General features: G+C 57.6%; 14 protein-coding genes and 1 tRNA gene. 8 read left to right on the top strand and 7 right to left on the bottom strand.

The window, feature by feature from the left end:
- The first annotated feature begins 66 nt into the window (after positions 1 to 66).
- From FIV46_RS15175 to FIV46_RS15165, 3 genes are all read left to right on the top strand, one after another.
- The gene (locus FIV46_RS15175) at positions 67 to 1,659 is read left to right on the top strand and encodes a peptide chain release factor 3 (RefSeq protein WP_139941775.1); all 1,593 of its coding nucleotides are present in this window, start codon (positions 67 to 69) and stop codon (positions 1,657 to 1,659) included.
- A gap of 60 nt (positions 1,660 to 1,719) precedes the next feature.
- Positions 1,720 to 2,733, top strand: coding sequence for a methyltransferase (locus tag FIV46_RS15170; protein ID WP_139941774.1), 1,014 nt, complete (start codon positions 1,720 to 1,722; stop codon positions 2,731 to 2,733).
- 123 nt (positions 2,734 to 2,856) lie between these two features.
- A complete protein-coding gene (locus FIV46_RS15165; RefSeq protein ID WP_139941773.1) occupies positions 2,857 to 3,858 on the top strand; it encodes a methyltransferase in 1,002 nt (333 codons plus the stop codon).
- Between the two features lie 43 nt (positions 3,859 to 3,901).
- Here the strand turns inward: FIV46_RS15165 and FIV46_RS15160 are convergent, their stop codons facing one another.
- The 3 genes from FIV46_RS15160 to FIV46_RS15150 all read right to left on the bottom strand — a co-directional run bounded on the left by FIV46_RS15160 (position 3,902) and on the right by FIV46_RS15150 (position 5,786).
- Positions 3,902 to 4,360: a glyoxalase superfamily protein gene (locus tag FIV46_RS15160; protein ID WP_139941772.1), complete on the bottom strand. Its 459-nt coding sequence runs from the start codon at positions 4,358 to 4,360 to the stop codon at positions 3,902 to 3,904.
- Between the two features lie 155 nt (positions 4,361 to 4,515).
- Positions 4,516 to 5,121, bottom strand: a complete 606-nt coding sequence (locus FIV46_RS15155) for a DUF4136 domain-containing protein (RefSeq protein ID WP_139941771.1) — start codon at positions 5,119 to 5,121, stop codon at positions 4,516 to 4,518.
- 74 nt (positions 5,122 to 5,195) lie between these two features.
- A complete protein-coding gene (locus FIV46_RS15150) occupies positions 5,196 to 5,786 on the bottom strand; it encodes a DUF4136 domain-containing protein (protein WP_139941770.1) in 591 nt (196 codons plus the stop codon).
- Positions 5,787 to 5,965: 179 nt separating this feature from the next.
- Between FIV46_RS15150 and FIV46_RS15145 the strand changes: the two genes are divergently transcribed.
- The 3 genes from FIV46_RS15145 to FIV46_RS15135 all read left to right on the top strand — a co-directional run bounded on the left by FIV46_RS15145 (position 5,966) and on the right by FIV46_RS15135 (position 8,093).
- Positions 5,966 to 6,040, top strand: a tRNA-Val gene (locus FIV46_RS15145).
- A 237-nt stretch (positions 6,041 to 6,277) separates the two neighbouring features.
- Positions 6,278 to 7,027, top strand: a complete 750-nt coding sequence (locus tag FIV46_RS15140; RefSeq protein WP_139941769.1) for a hypothetical protein — start codon at positions 6,278 to 6,280, stop codon at positions 7,025 to 7,027.
- Complete coding sequence (locus FIV46_RS15135; protein ID WP_181163261.1) at positions 6,981 to 8,093, top strand: DUF4238 domain-containing protein; 1,113 nt, start codon at positions 6,981 to 6,983, stop codon at positions 8,091 to 8,093. The genes FIV46_RS15140 and FIV46_RS15135 overlap by 47 nt, the downstream gene beginning before the upstream one ends.
- Positions 8,094 to 8,205: 112 nt before the next feature.
- Here the strand turns inward: FIV46_RS15135 and FIV46_RS15130 are convergent, their stop codons facing one another.
- On the bottom strand, positions 8,206 to 9,339 hold the full coding sequence (locus FIV46_RS15130) for a cobalamin-independent methionine synthase II family protein (protein WP_139941767.1): 1,134 nt from the start codon (positions 9,337 to 9,339) through the stop codon (positions 8,206 to 8,208).
- Between the two features lie 320 nt (positions 9,340 to 9,659).
- On the opposite strand from FIV46_RS15130, the gene FIV46_RS15125 reads away from it, so the two are divergent.
- Together FIV46_RS15125 and FIV46_RS15120 are read left to right on the top strand one after the other, a co-directional pair.
- Positions 9,660 to 10,010, top strand: coding sequence for a protocatechuate 4,5-dioxygenase subunit alpha (locus tag FIV46_RS15125; protein ID WP_139941766.1), 351 nt, complete (start codon positions 9,660 to 9,662; stop codon positions 10,008 to 10,010).
- A 2-nt stretch (positions 10,011 to 10,012) separates the two neighbouring features.
- Entirely contained in the window at positions 10,013 to 10,855 is an 843-nt protein-coding gene (locus tag FIV46_RS15120) for a class III extradiol dioxygenase family protein (protein ID WP_139941765.1), read from the top strand.
- A gap of 59 nt (positions 10,856 to 10,914) precedes the next feature.
- Here FIV46_RS15120 and FIV46_RS15115 read toward each other — a convergent pair whose 3' ends face one another.
- The 3 genes from FIV46_RS15115 to FIV46_RS15105 all read right to left on the bottom strand — a co-directional run bounded on the left by FIV46_RS15115 (position 10,915) and on the right by FIV46_RS15105 (position 14,230).
- On the bottom strand, positions 10,915 to 12,216 hold the full coding sequence (locus tag FIV46_RS15115) for an amidohydrolase family protein (RefSeq protein ID WP_139941764.1): 1,302 nt from the start codon (positions 12,214 to 12,216) through the stop codon (positions 10,915 to 10,917).
- Positions 12,213 to 13,349: a dipeptidase gene (locus FIV46_RS15110; RefSeq protein ID WP_139941763.1), complete on the bottom strand. Its 1,137-nt coding sequence runs from the start codon at positions 13,347 to 13,349 to the stop codon at positions 12,213 to 12,215. Before FIV46_RS15110 ends, FIV46_RS15115 begins: the two co-directional genes overlap by 4 nt.
- A 71-nt stretch (positions 13,350 to 13,420) precedes the next feature.
- Positions 13,421 to 14,230 (bottom strand): undecaprenyl-diphosphate phosphatase, encoded by an 810-nt coding sequence (locus FIV46_RS15105; RefSeq protein ID WP_139941762.1) that lies wholly within the window; start codon positions 14,228 to 14,230, stop codon positions 13,421 to 13,423.
- Between the last annotated feature and the right edge of the window lie 10 nt (positions 14,231 to 14,240).

The following is a 14,240-nucleotide window of genomic DNA, read 5'->3' as shown; positions in this document are numbered from 1 at the left end:
TCTTCTGTACTTCTCCGGGGCAACTGCCTAAATTCCGCCCCGTATGAAGACGGAATTCAGAGACCAATGAGCACCCTTGAGAAAGAAGTAAACCGGCGGCGCACCTTCGCCATCATCTCCCACCCTGACGCGGGGAAGACCACCCTGACGGAAAAGCTGCTGCTGTTCGGCGGCGCGATCCAGATGGCGGGCGAGGTGAAGGCGCGCGGAGACCGCCGGCGCGCCCGCTCCGACTGGATGAAGGTGGAGCAGGAGCGCGGCATCTCGGTGGCCTCCTCGGTCATGTCGTTCGAGTATGACGGGCGCATGTTCAACCTGCTCGATACCCCGGGCCATGAAGACTTCTCCGAAGATACCTACCGGGTGCTGACCGCGGTCGACAGCGCCATCATGGTGCTGGACGGCGCCAAGGGCATCGAGGGCCAGACCAGGAAGCTGTTCGAGGTCTGCCGCCTGCGCGACATGCCGGTGACCACCTTTATCAACAAACTGGACCGGGAAAGCCTCGACCCGTTCGAGCTGCTTGACCTGATCGAGCAGGAACTGGCCCTGGACGTGACCCCGGTGACCTGGCCGATCGGCATGGGCCGGGATTTCAAGGGCTGCTATGACCTGTTGAATGACAAGCTGATCCTGATCGAGAAAAGCAAGGGCGACAAGCCGGACGAGGGCGTGGTCTGCGAAGGCGTCGATGATCCCAAGCTGGCCGACTATATCCCCGAGCATCAGCTGGAGAAGCTGCGCGAAGATATCGAGATGGTGCGGGAACTGTGCCCGGCCTTCGACCAGCAGGCCTACCTCGACGGTACCATGACCCCGGTCTATTTCGGCTCCGCCATCAATAATTTCGGCGTGCGCGAATTGCTGGAGGGCATCGGCGAGCGCGCCCCGAAGCCCGGTGTTTACAATACGGTGGAGAAGGGCGGTATCGACCCGCTTGATCCGAAAGTCTCAGGCTTTGTGTTCAAGATCCAGGCCAACATGGATCCCAAGCACCGCGACCGCATCGCCTTTTTCCGCATGGTCAGCGGCAAGTTCAAGCGCGGCATGAAGCTGAAACACAGCCGTACCGGCAAGATCATCAACCTGCACAACCCGGTGCTGTTCCTGGCCCAGGACCGGGAACTGGCCGAGGAAGCCTGGCCCGGCGATATTATCGGTATTCCCAACCACGGCAACCTGCGCATCGGCGACGGGCTGACTGACGGCGATACTTTGAGCTTCACCGGCATCCCGAGCTTCGCGCCTGAGCACATCCAGACTGTGCGCCCGGAAGACCCGATGAAGGCCAAGCATCTGGCCAAGGCGCTGCAGCAGCTGGCGGAAGAAGGCGCGGCCAGCGTGTTCAAGCCCACGATCGGCTCCGAATGGTATGTGGGCGTGGTCGGCATGCTGCAGTTTGAGGTGATGGCCGACCGCATCCGCACCGAATATGACGTGCCCTGCCGCTTTGAACCGACTTCGCTCTATACCGCAGTGTGGGTCGAATGCGACGACAAGCACAAGCTCAAGAAATTCATTGACGACAACCGGGCCAACATGGCCGAGGACCATAACGGCGCGCCGGTGTTCCTCGCCCGCAATTCCTGGCGTCTCGACAAGGCCAAGGAGGATTACCCCGAGGTCCGCTTCCTCAATACCCGCGAACAGACGGCCTGATTGTCGCCCCCTCATATTTGTGTCATAGTATGTGTTACTGACAAATATGGGAGAGTGTCGATGGGAGAAGAGACAAATCCGCTGGGCTCCATCCTGCAGATGGCCACCGGCCTGCTGGCGTCGCGGGCGCTGTGGGCGACAGCTCACTTCAAAATCGCCGACCATGTCACCGACCAGGGCATCGGCCTTGACGACTTGGCAGAGAAGACCGGCATCCTGCCGGACCGGCTCAAGCGCCTGATGCATGTGCTGGTCACTTTCGGCATGTTCCGGGTGCTGCCGGGAGACCTGGTCGTCTCCACCCCGGTGTCGCAGATGCTGCGCTCGGACAGTGAAAAGTCGGTCCGGGCCTGGATCGAGTCCATCATCGGCAATGAACATTACGAAGCCCTGGGCTCGATCGATGCGGCGCTCCGGGAGCCAACCACGGCGTTTGAGGCGCGGCACGGCATGCTCAGCTTCGACTATTATACCGCCCATCCCGGGGCCGGCGCCCTGTTCGCCCAGGCCATGAGCGACTTTACCTTTCCCATCGACGCCTCGATCTCCGCCTATGACTTCCCCAAATTCGACACCGCCATCGATATCGGCGGCAGCATGGGCACGCTGCTGAACCTGATCCTGGCCCGTTACCGGGACGCCCGGGGCATTGTGTTTGACCTGCCTGACGTGGTGGAACGGGCCGGGGCGGCCTGGGCGGCAGAGGGCGGCGCGGCGCGGCTCAGCGGCATTGGCGGCAACTTCTTTGAGGCGGTGCCGGCGGGCGGCGATCTCTATCTGTTGAAAATGATCCTGCACGACTGGAACGATGACCAGTGTGTCGAGATCCTGAAAAACATCCACACGGCGATCAATCCCGGCGGCACGGTGTGCATTATCGAGATCCTGGTGCCGGAGGATTTCTCGCCCCATCCGGGCTGGATGGCCGACTTTAACATGATGGCGCTGACCGGCGGGCGGGAACGCAACCGCGGCGAATATGAAAGCCTGCTCGAACAGGGCGGGTTCCGTCTCAAGCGGGACACTGTCCTGGCGCCGACCAGTTTCAGCCTCCTGGAGGCGGTGCCGGAATAGTTTGCACATCAGCTTGTCGCATAATTCAGCCGTTTGGGCGCTCTGGCGTAAAATCCGGATTGCCTGTATAATTCCTCAAGGGTATATGCCCCGCAGCAACGATAATTTTGATGGGGAATTTCAATGGAACAGGGAATGAATCCGGCTGATATGGTCCTGCAGATGGCGTCCGGGCTGTGGATGTCGCGCGCGGTCTGGGCCGTCGCTCATTTCAGGATCGCCGATCATGTGGAAGAGGACGGAATCACGGTAGAGGAGCTGGCGGAACAGACCGGCCTGCAGCCGGACCGCCTGCTCCGGCTGATGCGGATCGTGACGGCATTCGGCATCTTCCGGGCGTTGGCGGACGGCAGCTTTGCCGCCACCCCGGCGAGTGCGGTGCTGCGCTCTGACAGCCCGCACAGCCTGCGCGCCTTCATCGACTCGGTGTTCGGCGGAGAACATTATGAGGCGTTCGGCCGGATCGGGTCAGCATTGTCCTCGCCCGCCACCGGGTTCGAAGCGCATTTCGACATGCCGTGCTTTGAGTTTTACACCCAGAACCCGGACCGGGGCGCCTTGTTTGCCCAGGCCATGAGCGACTTTACCGGGCCGATCGATGAGACCATCGCCGCCTTTGATTTCCCGCCCTTCAAACTGGCGGTGGATATCGGCGGCAGCATGGGCACGCTGTTGTCAAAAATCCTGCCCCGCTATCCCGACGCCAGCGGCATTGTCTTTGACCTGCCCGATGTGGCGGGCCGGGCCCGGGCGGCGCTTGCGGACACCCCGCGCCTTGAGGCGGTGGGCGGCAACTTTTTCGATGAGGTGCCCGGGGACGGCGATCTTTATTTCCTCAAGTTCATCCTGCATGACTGGACCGACGCCCAGTCCGTGGCCATCCTGAAAAATATCCGTGCGGCGATGAAGCCGGACAGCGCCCTGTATATCATGGAGATGGTGCTGCCCGATGACCTCTCGCCCCATGCCGGCTGGCTGCTGGACTATAACATGATGGCCATGACCGGCGGCCGGGAACGCACCCGCAGCGAATATGAAAGCCTGCTGGCAGAAAGCGGCTTCCGGCTCGACAGCGCCACCCCGGCGCCGCCGAACATGACCATCCTCGGCGCCGTCCCGGCATAAAAAATCAGGGAAGGCCGGTCGCCCGGTCTTCCCCTCATAAGCTCTAGCCGAAAATTTCCGCGATCTGGTCGGGCCGGCCCTTGTGGTCGATGCTGTGGCCGTCCTTGTTCAGGGTCATATTGACCTGCTGGCGCAGGCTTGAGAAATGCTCCGACTTGACCACATCCACCGGCTCGTCAAAGCGGACGGCATAGGTGCGGGCATTGGGCAGCTCGCAGATATTCTGCTTGATGATCTGGCCGCTGAACGGATTGCCGAGATAGTTGCCCTGGACCTTGTCGCCGATTTTCGGCCAGTCTTTGGGTTTTTCCCGTTTGGCCATGGCGTTGAGCACATTCCAGTTGCGGCAGCCATATTGCTTGGCCACAGCCTCCAGCGCGTCGGCATGGCTGATGTCGATGTTCTTTCCGGCCAGATGGTCGCGAAGGCGGGACGCCTGCTTTTTCAGGGCGTCCGTAGAAGGGATATTCATCATGGTCTCCATTTCGTTATGGACACTCATCTACAGGGCTCACTTTGCTGCAGGGTCCGTAAAATGGAACCTTGTCAGGATAATCAGGAGTTCACCATACCCTTTGGGCGTGAGCGGCAGGCCTCCTGCGCCTTGAGCGCTGTATACCCCGCTTTTCCGCCGTTTGTCAATAAAATTAGCGGGCGCTACTTTTCCACCCTGACCTTGCCGCTGCTGCCGCTCTGGCCCGGGAAGTCGGTGAACAGGGCGTCGACCAGCCAGGGCATGACCTGGTTCAGGGTCTTGTTTTTGGCGCGCAGGCTCGAGGTGCCTTCATAGAGGCGCAGGCCGTCGCTGGTCCGTTCGATCTCCAGGCGCAGGCTGAACACGCTGTCGGTCTCGGTTCTCTTGCGGTCGCCCAGGTTCACATTGATGCCCACGTCGGTATAGGTGCCGCGGTTGCCGCCGCCGACGGTGACATGGCCGCTGACCGGCTTGACCTCTTCCTCGATTTTGCTCAGGTGCCGGACGCTGTAATGGACCCAGGCCCTGAGGTCGCTTTTGCTGGTGGCGGGCGGCAGATAGCCGGTTTCGGTGAGCTTCTGGCCGATCATGTCGGCATAATTGCTGAATTCCAGGCTGTTGGCGAGCGCCGGATCGCGGGGTTCGACGGTGATGGTCTGGTTCGCGGCCGGCGGCAGCTGGTGAAAACGGCTGACCCGCGGGCTGACCGTGCTGGCGCAGCCAGAGAACAACAGGGCCAGCAACAGGGGAAACAGCAAGACTAGAAAACGGGCAGGCCTGGGAAACATCCGGTCACTCCTTATACTGACGGTGAAGCGCAGGATACGGAGGCCCGCCTGAACCTGTTATGAACAGCGATGGTCTAGTTGCCGACCTTGACCCGGGTCGCGGTGCCGCTCTGGCCCGGGAAGTCGGCAAACAGCGCATCGACCAGCAGCGGCATCATCTCGTTCATGGCCTTGCCGGTGGCGCGGATGGTGCTGCGGCCCTCATAGAGCCGCACATTGTCGGCCCGGCGCACGATATCCAGGGTCAGGATATAGACATAATCCTGGCGCGGCTTGCTCTCGCCGATGGGGAAAGAGAAACCGAGCCCGAAGCTGGTGTGGCGGCTGCCGGTGCCCATGCCGATGGAGGCGGAGGAACCCTGCTCAACCTGCACGCCCGCGACCGGCTGCATGCCGTAATTGATATAGGCGATCAGCGGGCTGGCCTGGCCCTGGACCGGCGGGGTGTAGCCGACGGTGCCGAGCCGGGCGCCGATCATTTCCGCATACTGGCCGAATTCCAGCGACGCCTGAAGCTGGGCCTGGGTCGCCATCACCTCGATGCTCTCGCCCATGGGGCGCGGCAGGGTGTGAAAGCGGGTGACGTCGCTTTTGTAGCCGCCGGCACAGCCGGCCAGCGTGGCAACGCCAATGATCAGGATAAACAGTCGTGCAGCATGTTTCATAACGGGTCCCCTGTCGTGATGGCCAATCCTGGCAGATTTATTGTTACTCCAGCATGAACGAGAGTAAAGGCAGAAATCGGGCAGGGGACCGCGGCGGGGCAAAAAAGCTCATCTTTGGGCTTGCGTTGGCGCGGGAAATCAGTATAAATCGCTTTCACATTCCGGCATTTGCCCGGGAGGGGCGGTTAGCTCAGTGGTAGAGCACTACGTTGACATCGTAGGGGTCACAAGTTCGAACCTTGTACCGCCCACCATTTTCTCTTCTTACATCTTCTCCGTCGTCATTCCCGTGAACACGGGAATACAGAAATGTTTGGGTCTTGCTCAGCGTTTCCACTTATCTCGCACTTTTAAACACGTATACCGTGTCAAACTTCTATTTGACCTTATTGCACGGTTGTTGAACAATCAGAAAAGTTTTTATGCTGTGAAAATAGGATCCATACTTCAAGAGTCAGAACTAAAATGATTTTGCAATTCGTGAGACTTCGATGAGCAAGTGTTTCTTAAATGGATTTGGTGAGTGCGGTGGCAAGATTACGCGTGAACATTACATTTCTAATGTGGTGCTTCAGAATATAAATGTAAATGAAGGAATGGTAATCGGTGGTTTGCCATGGCAACCGCAGAATAGCCTGCAAAAAATTGGAATAGCATCACTTCAATCAAAAATACTCTGCGAGAGACACAATTCATCTTTAAGTGAAATGGATTCTGTTGCCGGAAAGCTTTTTTCAACGCTGGATAATATTGATAAATCACCAAGCACGGTACAAGCAGCCACCCTTATCGATGGCAGATTGGTTGAACGGTGGTTGCTTAAAGTCGTTTGCGGTCTTATCGCTGGTCCGAAGATAGGGAATGGTGTTGTTGCCAAAGAATGGAAAAAAATTCTTGTTGGCGGACAGTGGCCAGAGGGTTGGGGGTTGTATCTTCCTGTGCAATTAGGCTCACAAATTTTTTCAACAGAGCTTTATCTTGAAACATTGGTCAATCCTGAGACCAATGAAATTTTGTGTTGTAAATTCAAGATCGCCGGTGTTGGATTTAATTTGCTACTAGGAAGGCCAGACGATCCGGCAAGCTTTGGATTATATCGTCCAAGAGGTATTATATTTGACATTCCCAATATGGAAAAGCGTGTTGAATTGGACTGGGATATAGAAAACAACAACGCTGTTATATACAAGAAAATTGGCAAAACAGACCGAAATCCTCCCCACTGTGACGATTGGGCTTGATTATATGGCAGGTAAAAAACAGCACTATATACCGCAAGCACTTCTAAGAAATTTTGGTATTGAGAATGCGCGTAAGAAAAAGGTTCAAGTGGTCGTCTATTCACTTGAACGAGGGTGTTTTACGACTTCAACTGAGGGGATCGCCGCGGAAAGGTTTTTTTATTCTAGGCCAGCAGAAAGAAATATAAGTGATGGAACATTAGATGATAAAATAACGAGATACGAGAGTGAACTTGCATCAAAAATTAATAGTCTTCTTACAAGAAAACCTGGTGAAGATATTTCACCAAATGATGCTGCAGAAGTTGTAACACATCTTGCTTTTAGACAAAAACACACGCGTGAAACTCTTACTTCTGCATTTGAGCAATTGGTGGACAAGAGTTCTATGGTTTTATCGGATTTCGATCAAACTAAACAATTCCTTGGATTGAATGAAGAAGCTCCTAAAGGAGCATTGGAAAAGATCTTGCTTGAATTTTATGAGGAAAATAAATTTTTACTGACTCTAAAGGGCTTTATCAATAAAGAAAGTTTTTTGAATTATGCATTTGAATTTTCCAAATTTAACTTCAAGACAAGTTTTGATCAAAACGCTGTGTTCTTTCAAAATGTATTTCAACAGTTGACAGAAAAATCTAAAGAAACTGCATACCAAGGTCACACCACTGCTCTTGGGAAAACGCTAGTTCCAAAGCAACGAGTAAACTTTTTAAAATCATTAAGATGGCAAACTATTTCAGGTCTTTCACAGGGCTTAATATTACCTGATTGTGTATCTGTTTCTTATTCCTCTAAGACTGGATATATCCCGTTGATGTTTGCGGGCCAAAAAATTGAGAAAATTTTTCTACCCCTTTCTAAGGATTGCCTTTTAATCGGCGGCAGAAAAAAAATCGAAATTAACGTTGAGCAATTAAATGCAAATTTTGCTGCATGCAGTTATGATTTTTTTGTCGCATCTGAGCAAAATAAAAAGTTTCAGAAATTGATGCCGAAAATTAGAACAATACCTCAAAACCAGATAAGACAAATGGTTAGAGGAGCACTAGATAATTCGAATTAAGTATTACCCGGTTTTTAATTCATACTCGCGTTTTAAGGATAAAGAAGCAGCTGAAACAAAAAAACGCCACCCCGAAGGATGGCGTCTGTTCTGATCAGGACGACGTGAAGACTTACAACCGTCCCCCCGCGATATCCGCACCCTGGCGCAGCGCACGGAGCTTCTTCCAGGTCACGTCCGGGTCGATCTTGCCGTAACCGGCGAAGGTGCCGAAGCCGCAGTCGGTGGAGGCGATGACCCGTTCCGGGCCGACGATGCCGGCGAAATGCTCGATCCGTTGCGCGATCAGCTCCGGATGCTCCACATAGTTGGAGCAGGTATCGATGGTGCCGGGGGCGAGGATCTTGTCCTCGGGCAGTTTGGCCTCGGCCCAGACTTTCCATTCATGCTCGTGGCGCGGGTTGGCGGCCTCGAACAGCAGGGTCGAGGGGCGGGCCCCCAGGATAATGTCGATGATTTTCTCGAGCGCGATGTCATGGTCGTGCGGGCCCTCATAGTTGCCCCAGCAGATATGCATGCGCAGCTTTTCCGGCGGGATATTGGCGGTGGCGGCGTTGAGCGCCTCCACATTGGCCGCCGCGACCTTGAGGAATTCCTCTTCGGAGAGGTCCTGGTAGCCGGTATGGCGCGACATGGCCAGGTCCGGGCAGTCGAGCTGCAGGTAGAAGCCCTCATTGACGATGGTTTCATATTCCTCGCGCATGGCGTCGGCGAGATCGGCGAGGTAAGCCTCGTGGCTCGGATAAAACTGGTTGACCTGGAAGGCGGTGATCAGGCCCGGGGAGGCGGCGTTCATGAAGGCCTCGGTCTTGGGCCCGGCGTGCTTGTCGAGCGCCGCCTTGAAGCGGTTGATGTCTTCCCACAGCGGATCCAGCGTCACCAGTTCCACCTTGCCGACGCAGGAGGCGCGGACAAATTCCTGGCTGCCCATGATGGCGGACAGTTTTTTGGCGAGGCCCGGATGTTCGGCGAGATCGGCGGCCGGTTTGCGGTCCACATGGCCGCCGAAGCCGGACAGGCGCTCGATCATATAGGTGGAATAACCGATCTTGCCCATTTCGCCGTCGCTGACGATGTCGACGCCGCATTCCACCTGTTTCTGCACTACATGGTCAACCGCGGCCGAGACCTTTTCGTCGAATTCTTTGGCGTCATAGGGTTTGCCGTTGTCGCGGGCGATCAGCAGCGGGGTCAGTTCCTCGCCGCGGGGCAGGCTGCCGACATGTGAAGTGCGAATATAGGCCATGAAATATCTCTCCCGTAAGCAGGGGCCGATCGTGGTTTCCCGGGCGCCCTGAAAAATGTGTCCCAAACGCTATAGGTCATATCAGAGATGGTTGGTGATGCCAAGGGTTTGAGTGACGTCCTATGGCGGCGGGCCGGGTGGTGGTCGGTGTGGAATAATGATGGAATTGCACGCAATATGGGGATAAAAATCCCATAAACAGTCAATATAATCCCATTATTGCATGCAAAAACCGATTTTTGCTGATCTATGTCAATTACAAAAGGGCGCCGGAGGGCTAGAATGCTTTCATTGAGTGACGAACCAGTGGGAGCAAGACGATGGGACGCGACTACGACCCGATCCCGGGAACAACCCTGTTTGACGGGGAAGAAGCCATGAAGGGCTATGCCCTCAACAAAATGTGCTTTTCCTTTAACGAGAAAAAGAACCGCGAGGAGTTCCTTGCCGACGAGGAGGCCTATTGCGACAAATACGGCCTCAACGAGCAACAGAAAGCCGCGATCAAGAGCCGCCAGGTGCTGGACCTGCTGGAGGCCGGCGGCAATGCCTATTACCTGGCCAAGTTCGCCGGCATTTTCGGCCTCAACATGCAGGACATCGGCGCCCAGCAGCGCGGTGTCAGTCGCGAGGAATTTGACAGAATCCTCGGTGAATACGGAAAGGACTGATCATGGCCAAGATTGTCGGTGGCATCACCACCTCCCACATTCCCGCGATTGGCAAGGCCATCGCCGAGAAGGATTTCGAAAGCCACTACTGGAAAGCCTTCTTCGACAGTTATCCGCCGGTGCGCGAGTGGCTGGACGAGGTCAAGCCCGATGTAGCGGTAGTGATCTATAACGACCACGGACTCAATTTCTTCCTCAATGCCATGCCGACCTTCGCCATCGGCGCGGCGCAGGAATACCGTAACGAGGACGAGGGCTGGGGTATTCCGGAAATTCCGCCGTTCCCGGGCGACCCGAAACTGTCCTGGCATATCATTGAATCGCTGATGGCCGAGGAATTCGACCTCACCACCTGTCAGGAAATGAAGGTGGACCACGGCTTCACTGTGCCGATGCAGCTGATGTGGCCGGAGCGCCGGAGCCCGGAAGTGCGCACCATCCCGGTCTGCGTCAACACGGTGCAGCATCCGGTGCCGAGCCCGAAACGCTGTTATGACATGGGCAAGGCCATGGGCCGGGCGATCCGCTCCTATGGCGAGGACGTCAAAGTGGTGATCATCGGCACCGGCGGCCTCAGCCACCAGCTGGAAGGCGAACGGGCCGGTTTCCTCAATCAGGAATTCGACGAATATTGCATGGAGAAAATCGTCGAGGATCCCGTTGCCCTGCTCGACTACAGCATTCCCGACCTGGTGCGCCTGGCCGGTTCCCAGGGGGTTGAGCTGGTGCTGTGGCTGATGATGCGCGGCGCACTGAGCGACAAGGTCAATCTGCTGCACAAGAAATATACCATCCCGATTTCCAACACCGCGGCTGGACTGCTGCTGCTGGAAAATCTGGACTGACAAGCTCCCGATGACGAGGAACGGGCGGTGCCGGGACTTTCCCGGGGCCGCCTTTTCCGTTATTCATCAGGTTCAACAACCTGCCCGGCCCGGATCACCAGGCGGATGTCGCGGGTGGCGCGGATATCCCTGAGCGGATCGGCATTGAGCACTACCAGGTCGGCGATCTTGCCCGCTTCCAGGGTGCCGTGCTCCTCGAGCAGGCCCGCGGCCTCGGCGCTGTTACGGGTGGCGGCGACCAGCGCCTCCAGCGGCGTCAGGCCGGCATGGCGGACCAGCAGCTCGAGTTCGCTATGGAGATAGGGCAGGGCGTCCTGCTCCTGCTTTTTTTCCGACAGCAGGGCGTCGGTCCCGGTAGCGATCCTGACCCCGGCCTCATGGGCAAGGGCGGTAAAGGCGGCGGCCCAGCCAAAGGCAGTGTCGGTGCTGCCGACTGCCGGCAAGCTGCCGCTTTCTTTCTCATAGGCATAATAAACGAACAGGGTGGCATCCAGCAGCACCTTGTCCTGGGCCATGCGCGCCACCAGCATGCGATAGTTCTCGCTATCGGGGTCGTACTCGCTGTAGGGGCCGTTTTTGCGGGCATTATAGTCATCGGGGACGTCCAGCACTGCCTGCCATACAAAATAGGCGCTGTGGGATAACACATCGACACCGGCCTCCACCAGGTCGGAGGGGCGGGCCGGGAAGGTGGTGGCGTGGGCCCAGGTCATAAGCCCGGCCCGGCGGGCGGCGGGGATCAGTATTCTGACCGCCTCCGGGTTGAGGTTGCCGTAGAGTTTCACGGCCCGGGCGCCGGTATGTTTAATCTCCTCCATGATCCGGTCGGCGTCATCGCCGGCATGATAGGCCCTGAGCCAGGGCGCCGTGCCCGCTTCATAGCCCTGGGAGGCCTCCAGCACCCGCGGGTCGTCAAACATGTCCGGGCCGCCGACCAGGCCGCTATAGACAATTTCCGGGCCCAGATAGTCGCCCTGACGGAGGCCGTCGACGGTATCCTTCAGGACCCGGGCGTCGCCGGCCATGTCCCGCACGGCGGTAACGCCGCCCCGCAGCGCCCGCTCCAGCCGGTCCTGCATCTCGCGCCGGTCGCCGTCAAAACCGGACAGATGCACATGGGCGTCGATCAGTCCCGGGATAATCCAGGCGCCCTTTAGGTCGATCTCCCTGTCAAAGGGGACCTCTTCAAGAATGACATCAAAGAAACCTGTGATCCTTCCGTTTTCTATCAACATATTTTCAATATGCCGCGCCGGAGCGCCGGTGCCGTCAATGAGTATGGCATCCCGGAGCAGGAGCGTCTGCGCCGGGGCGGACTGCGCCAGCAGCAAAAAGGAGAGTAGCAGACCTGCCAGTCTCACGCCCACACCTCCTTCATCAAGCGATGGAAATTGAGACCCATGATCTTTTCGATCTGGCCGGACGAAAACCCCCGCTGGTCCAAAAGCCGCATCAGTTTGCGGTATTTGTCGATACCCTGCAGGTCGGGGATCATCGGAACGATATCGCCCTGTTCTCCCGGGGCCGAAACCCCGGCCTTGGCGCGTTGCGCAACCTCTTTGCGGATGAATGCCCGGTAGGCCGGCATGTCATCGATGGCGGTGACGGGGTTGTCGGTGCCGATGCCGACATGGTCTTCGCCGGCCACATTGACGGCATGTTCGATATGCCGGACGACAGCTTCGGCGTAGGGCTGGGGCCCCTTGTTCAGGAACGGCATGAAATAGATGCCGGCGACACCGCCCCTGTCGGCGAGTTTTTTCAGGGTTTCGTCGCTGACATTGCGCGGGAGGTCGGCCAGCGCCCGACATCCGGTATGCGTGATGGCCATTGGCGCGCTGGACTGGTCAATGGCATCAAGGATGGTTTGCGGACCTCCATGACTCGCGTCCACCAGGACACGGCACTGGTTCAGGCGTTCCACGATTTGCCGCCCCAGGTCGGTCAGCCCCGTATCTTCAGTGACTACCGATCCGCAGCCGATCTGGTTGCGGTCGTTGTAGGTCAACTGGATGATGCGCATCCCGAGATTGGCGAAGATGTCGACACGCTCCGGATCTTCCCCGATCTGGACGGCATTCTGAAACCCGAAGATCACGCCCAGGCGCCCGGTTTGCCGGGCCCGGGCGATATCGGAAATGTCGTAGACCTTGAGCAGCCGGTCACTGGCCGCGCGGATTGCGGCGTTCCATTTGCCGATTTCCCGCACGCTTTGCTCAAACGGATCATCCTTGCCGGCGACATAGCCCAAGGTCAGGTTCATCGCAGTCAGGCCGGACGCAAGGGCGTCCCGGATGCCGCGATCGGACAAGACCAGCTTGCGGGAGGCAAAGGGATCCCCTTCCTTGTACCTGTTAGGGTCGCCAAAGCCGCCGAGGCCGTCAATGATCAGTGGCGCAGGGGTTTTATCGGCACCCGCAACCGCGGGAAGTGCAGAAGCGATAAGTCCGCCTGCCGCCAGTGTGCCGAAGGATCTGCGTGAGAGTTTATGCATGAGTTATATCCCCTTTTGCTTATGAGGATATCACAGCTCTCGCCCGTCAGGAACAGGGGAGTTGGCCCGACCTAGCTGTAGGCCCAGACCAGCAGGCCGATGCCCAGCAACACCCGGTAAATGACAAAGGGGGTCATGCTGGCGCTCTGCAGCCATTTCATCAGGGCGGCGATGGCCAGCAGCGCGGCGGCGAAAGACAGGGCCGCGCCGAGTAAAATATCCTGGCCGAGGACGAAGTCGCCGCTTTCCGCCAGTTTCAGTCCCTCCAGCGTGCCGGCGGCCAGGATGGTGGGGATGGACATCAGCATGGAAAAACGGGCCGCTTCGGTGCGGCTGAAGCCAAGGCCCCGGGCCGCGGTCATGGTGATGCCGGAGCGGCTGGTGCCGGGAACCAGCGCCAGCACCTGGGCCAGGCCCATGATCAGGGCATGGCCATAGCGCAATTCCAGGATGGTCTTCGTCACCGGGGAGCGCATGTCCAGCACATAGAGCAGAATACCGAAAATGATACTGGTCCAGCCGATCACTTCGGCGGTGCGCCAGGCCTCATTGAGGTCGAACATGGCAACCAGCCCGCCGAAGACCACCACGGGGATGGTGGCCAGGATCAGGGCCAGGAACAGTTTGCGTTCGTGGGGGCGGTGGCTCTTGCTCAGGGTCAGCATCTGCCAGAAGGCATGGAACAGGGCGGCTACATCCTTGCGGAAATAGAGCATGACGGCCGCCAGGGTGCCCACATGCACGCCCACATCCATCATCAGGCCCTGGTCCGGCCAGTCCGTCAGTTGCGGCACCAGAATCAGGTGCCCGGAGGAACTGATGGGAAGGAATTCTGTAATGCCCTGGACAATGGCAAGGACGAAAATCTGAAGAAGTGACACCGGGCATCCC

It is taken from the genome of Emcibacter nanhaiensis (assembly GCF_006385175.1).
Taxonomy (GTDB): Bacteria; Pseudomonadota; Alphaproteobacteria; order Sphingomonadales; family Emcibacteraceae; genus Emcibacter; species Emcibacter nanhaiensis.
Note: the sequence above shows the minus strand (reverse complement) of the source record. Positions and strands in the feature narration are given on the sequence as shown.

What these genes read in the sequence shown, in the direction of transcription:
- FIV46_RS15175 (WP_139941775.1), top strand. Translation starts at nt 67, where the DNA reads ATGAGCACCCTTGAGAAAGAAGTAAACCGGCGGCGCACCTTCGCCATC.
- FIV46_RS15170 (WP_139941774.1), top strand. Translation starts at nt 1,720, where the DNA reads ATGGGAGAAGAGACAAATCCGCTGGGCTCCATCCTGCAGATGGCCACC.
- FIV46_RS15165 (WP_139941773.1), top strand. Translation starts at nt 2,857, where the DNA reads ATGGAACAGGGAATGAATCCGGCTGATATGGTCCTGCAGATGGCGTCC.
- FIV46_RS15160 (WP_139941772.1), bottom strand. Translation starts at nt 4,360, where the DNA reads ATGAGTGTCCATAACGAAATGGAGACCATGATGAATATCCCTTCTACG.
- FIV46_RS15155 (WP_139941771.1), bottom strand. Translation starts at nt 5,121, where the DNA reads ATGTTTCCCAGGCCTGCCCGTTTTCTAGTCTTGCTGTTTCCCCTGTTG.
- FIV46_RS15150 (WP_139941770.1), bottom strand. Translation starts at nt 5,786, where the DNA reads ATGAAACATGCTGCACGACTGTTTATCCTGATCATTGGCGTTGCCACG.
- FIV46_RS15140 (WP_139941769.1), top strand. Translation starts at nt 6,278, where the DNA reads ATGAGCAAGTGTTTCTTAAATGGATTTGGTGAGTGCGGTGGCAAGATT.
- FIV46_RS15130 (WP_139941767.1), bottom strand. Translation starts at nt 9,339, where the DNA reads ATGGCCTATATTCGCACTTCACATGTCGGCAGCCTGCCCCGCGGCGAG.
- FIV46_RS15125 (WP_139941766.1), top strand. Translation starts at nt 9,660, where the DNA reads ATGGGACGCGACTACGACCCGATCCCGGGAACAACCCTGTTTGACGGG.
- FIV46_RS15120 (WP_139941765.1), top strand. Translation starts at nt 10,013, where the DNA reads ATGGCCAAGATTGTCGGTGGCATCACCACCTCCCACATTCCCGCGATT.
- FIV46_RS15110 (WP_139941763.1), bottom strand. Translation starts at nt 13,349, where the DNA reads ATGCATAAACTCTCACGCAGATCCTTCGGCACACTGGCGGCAGGCGGA.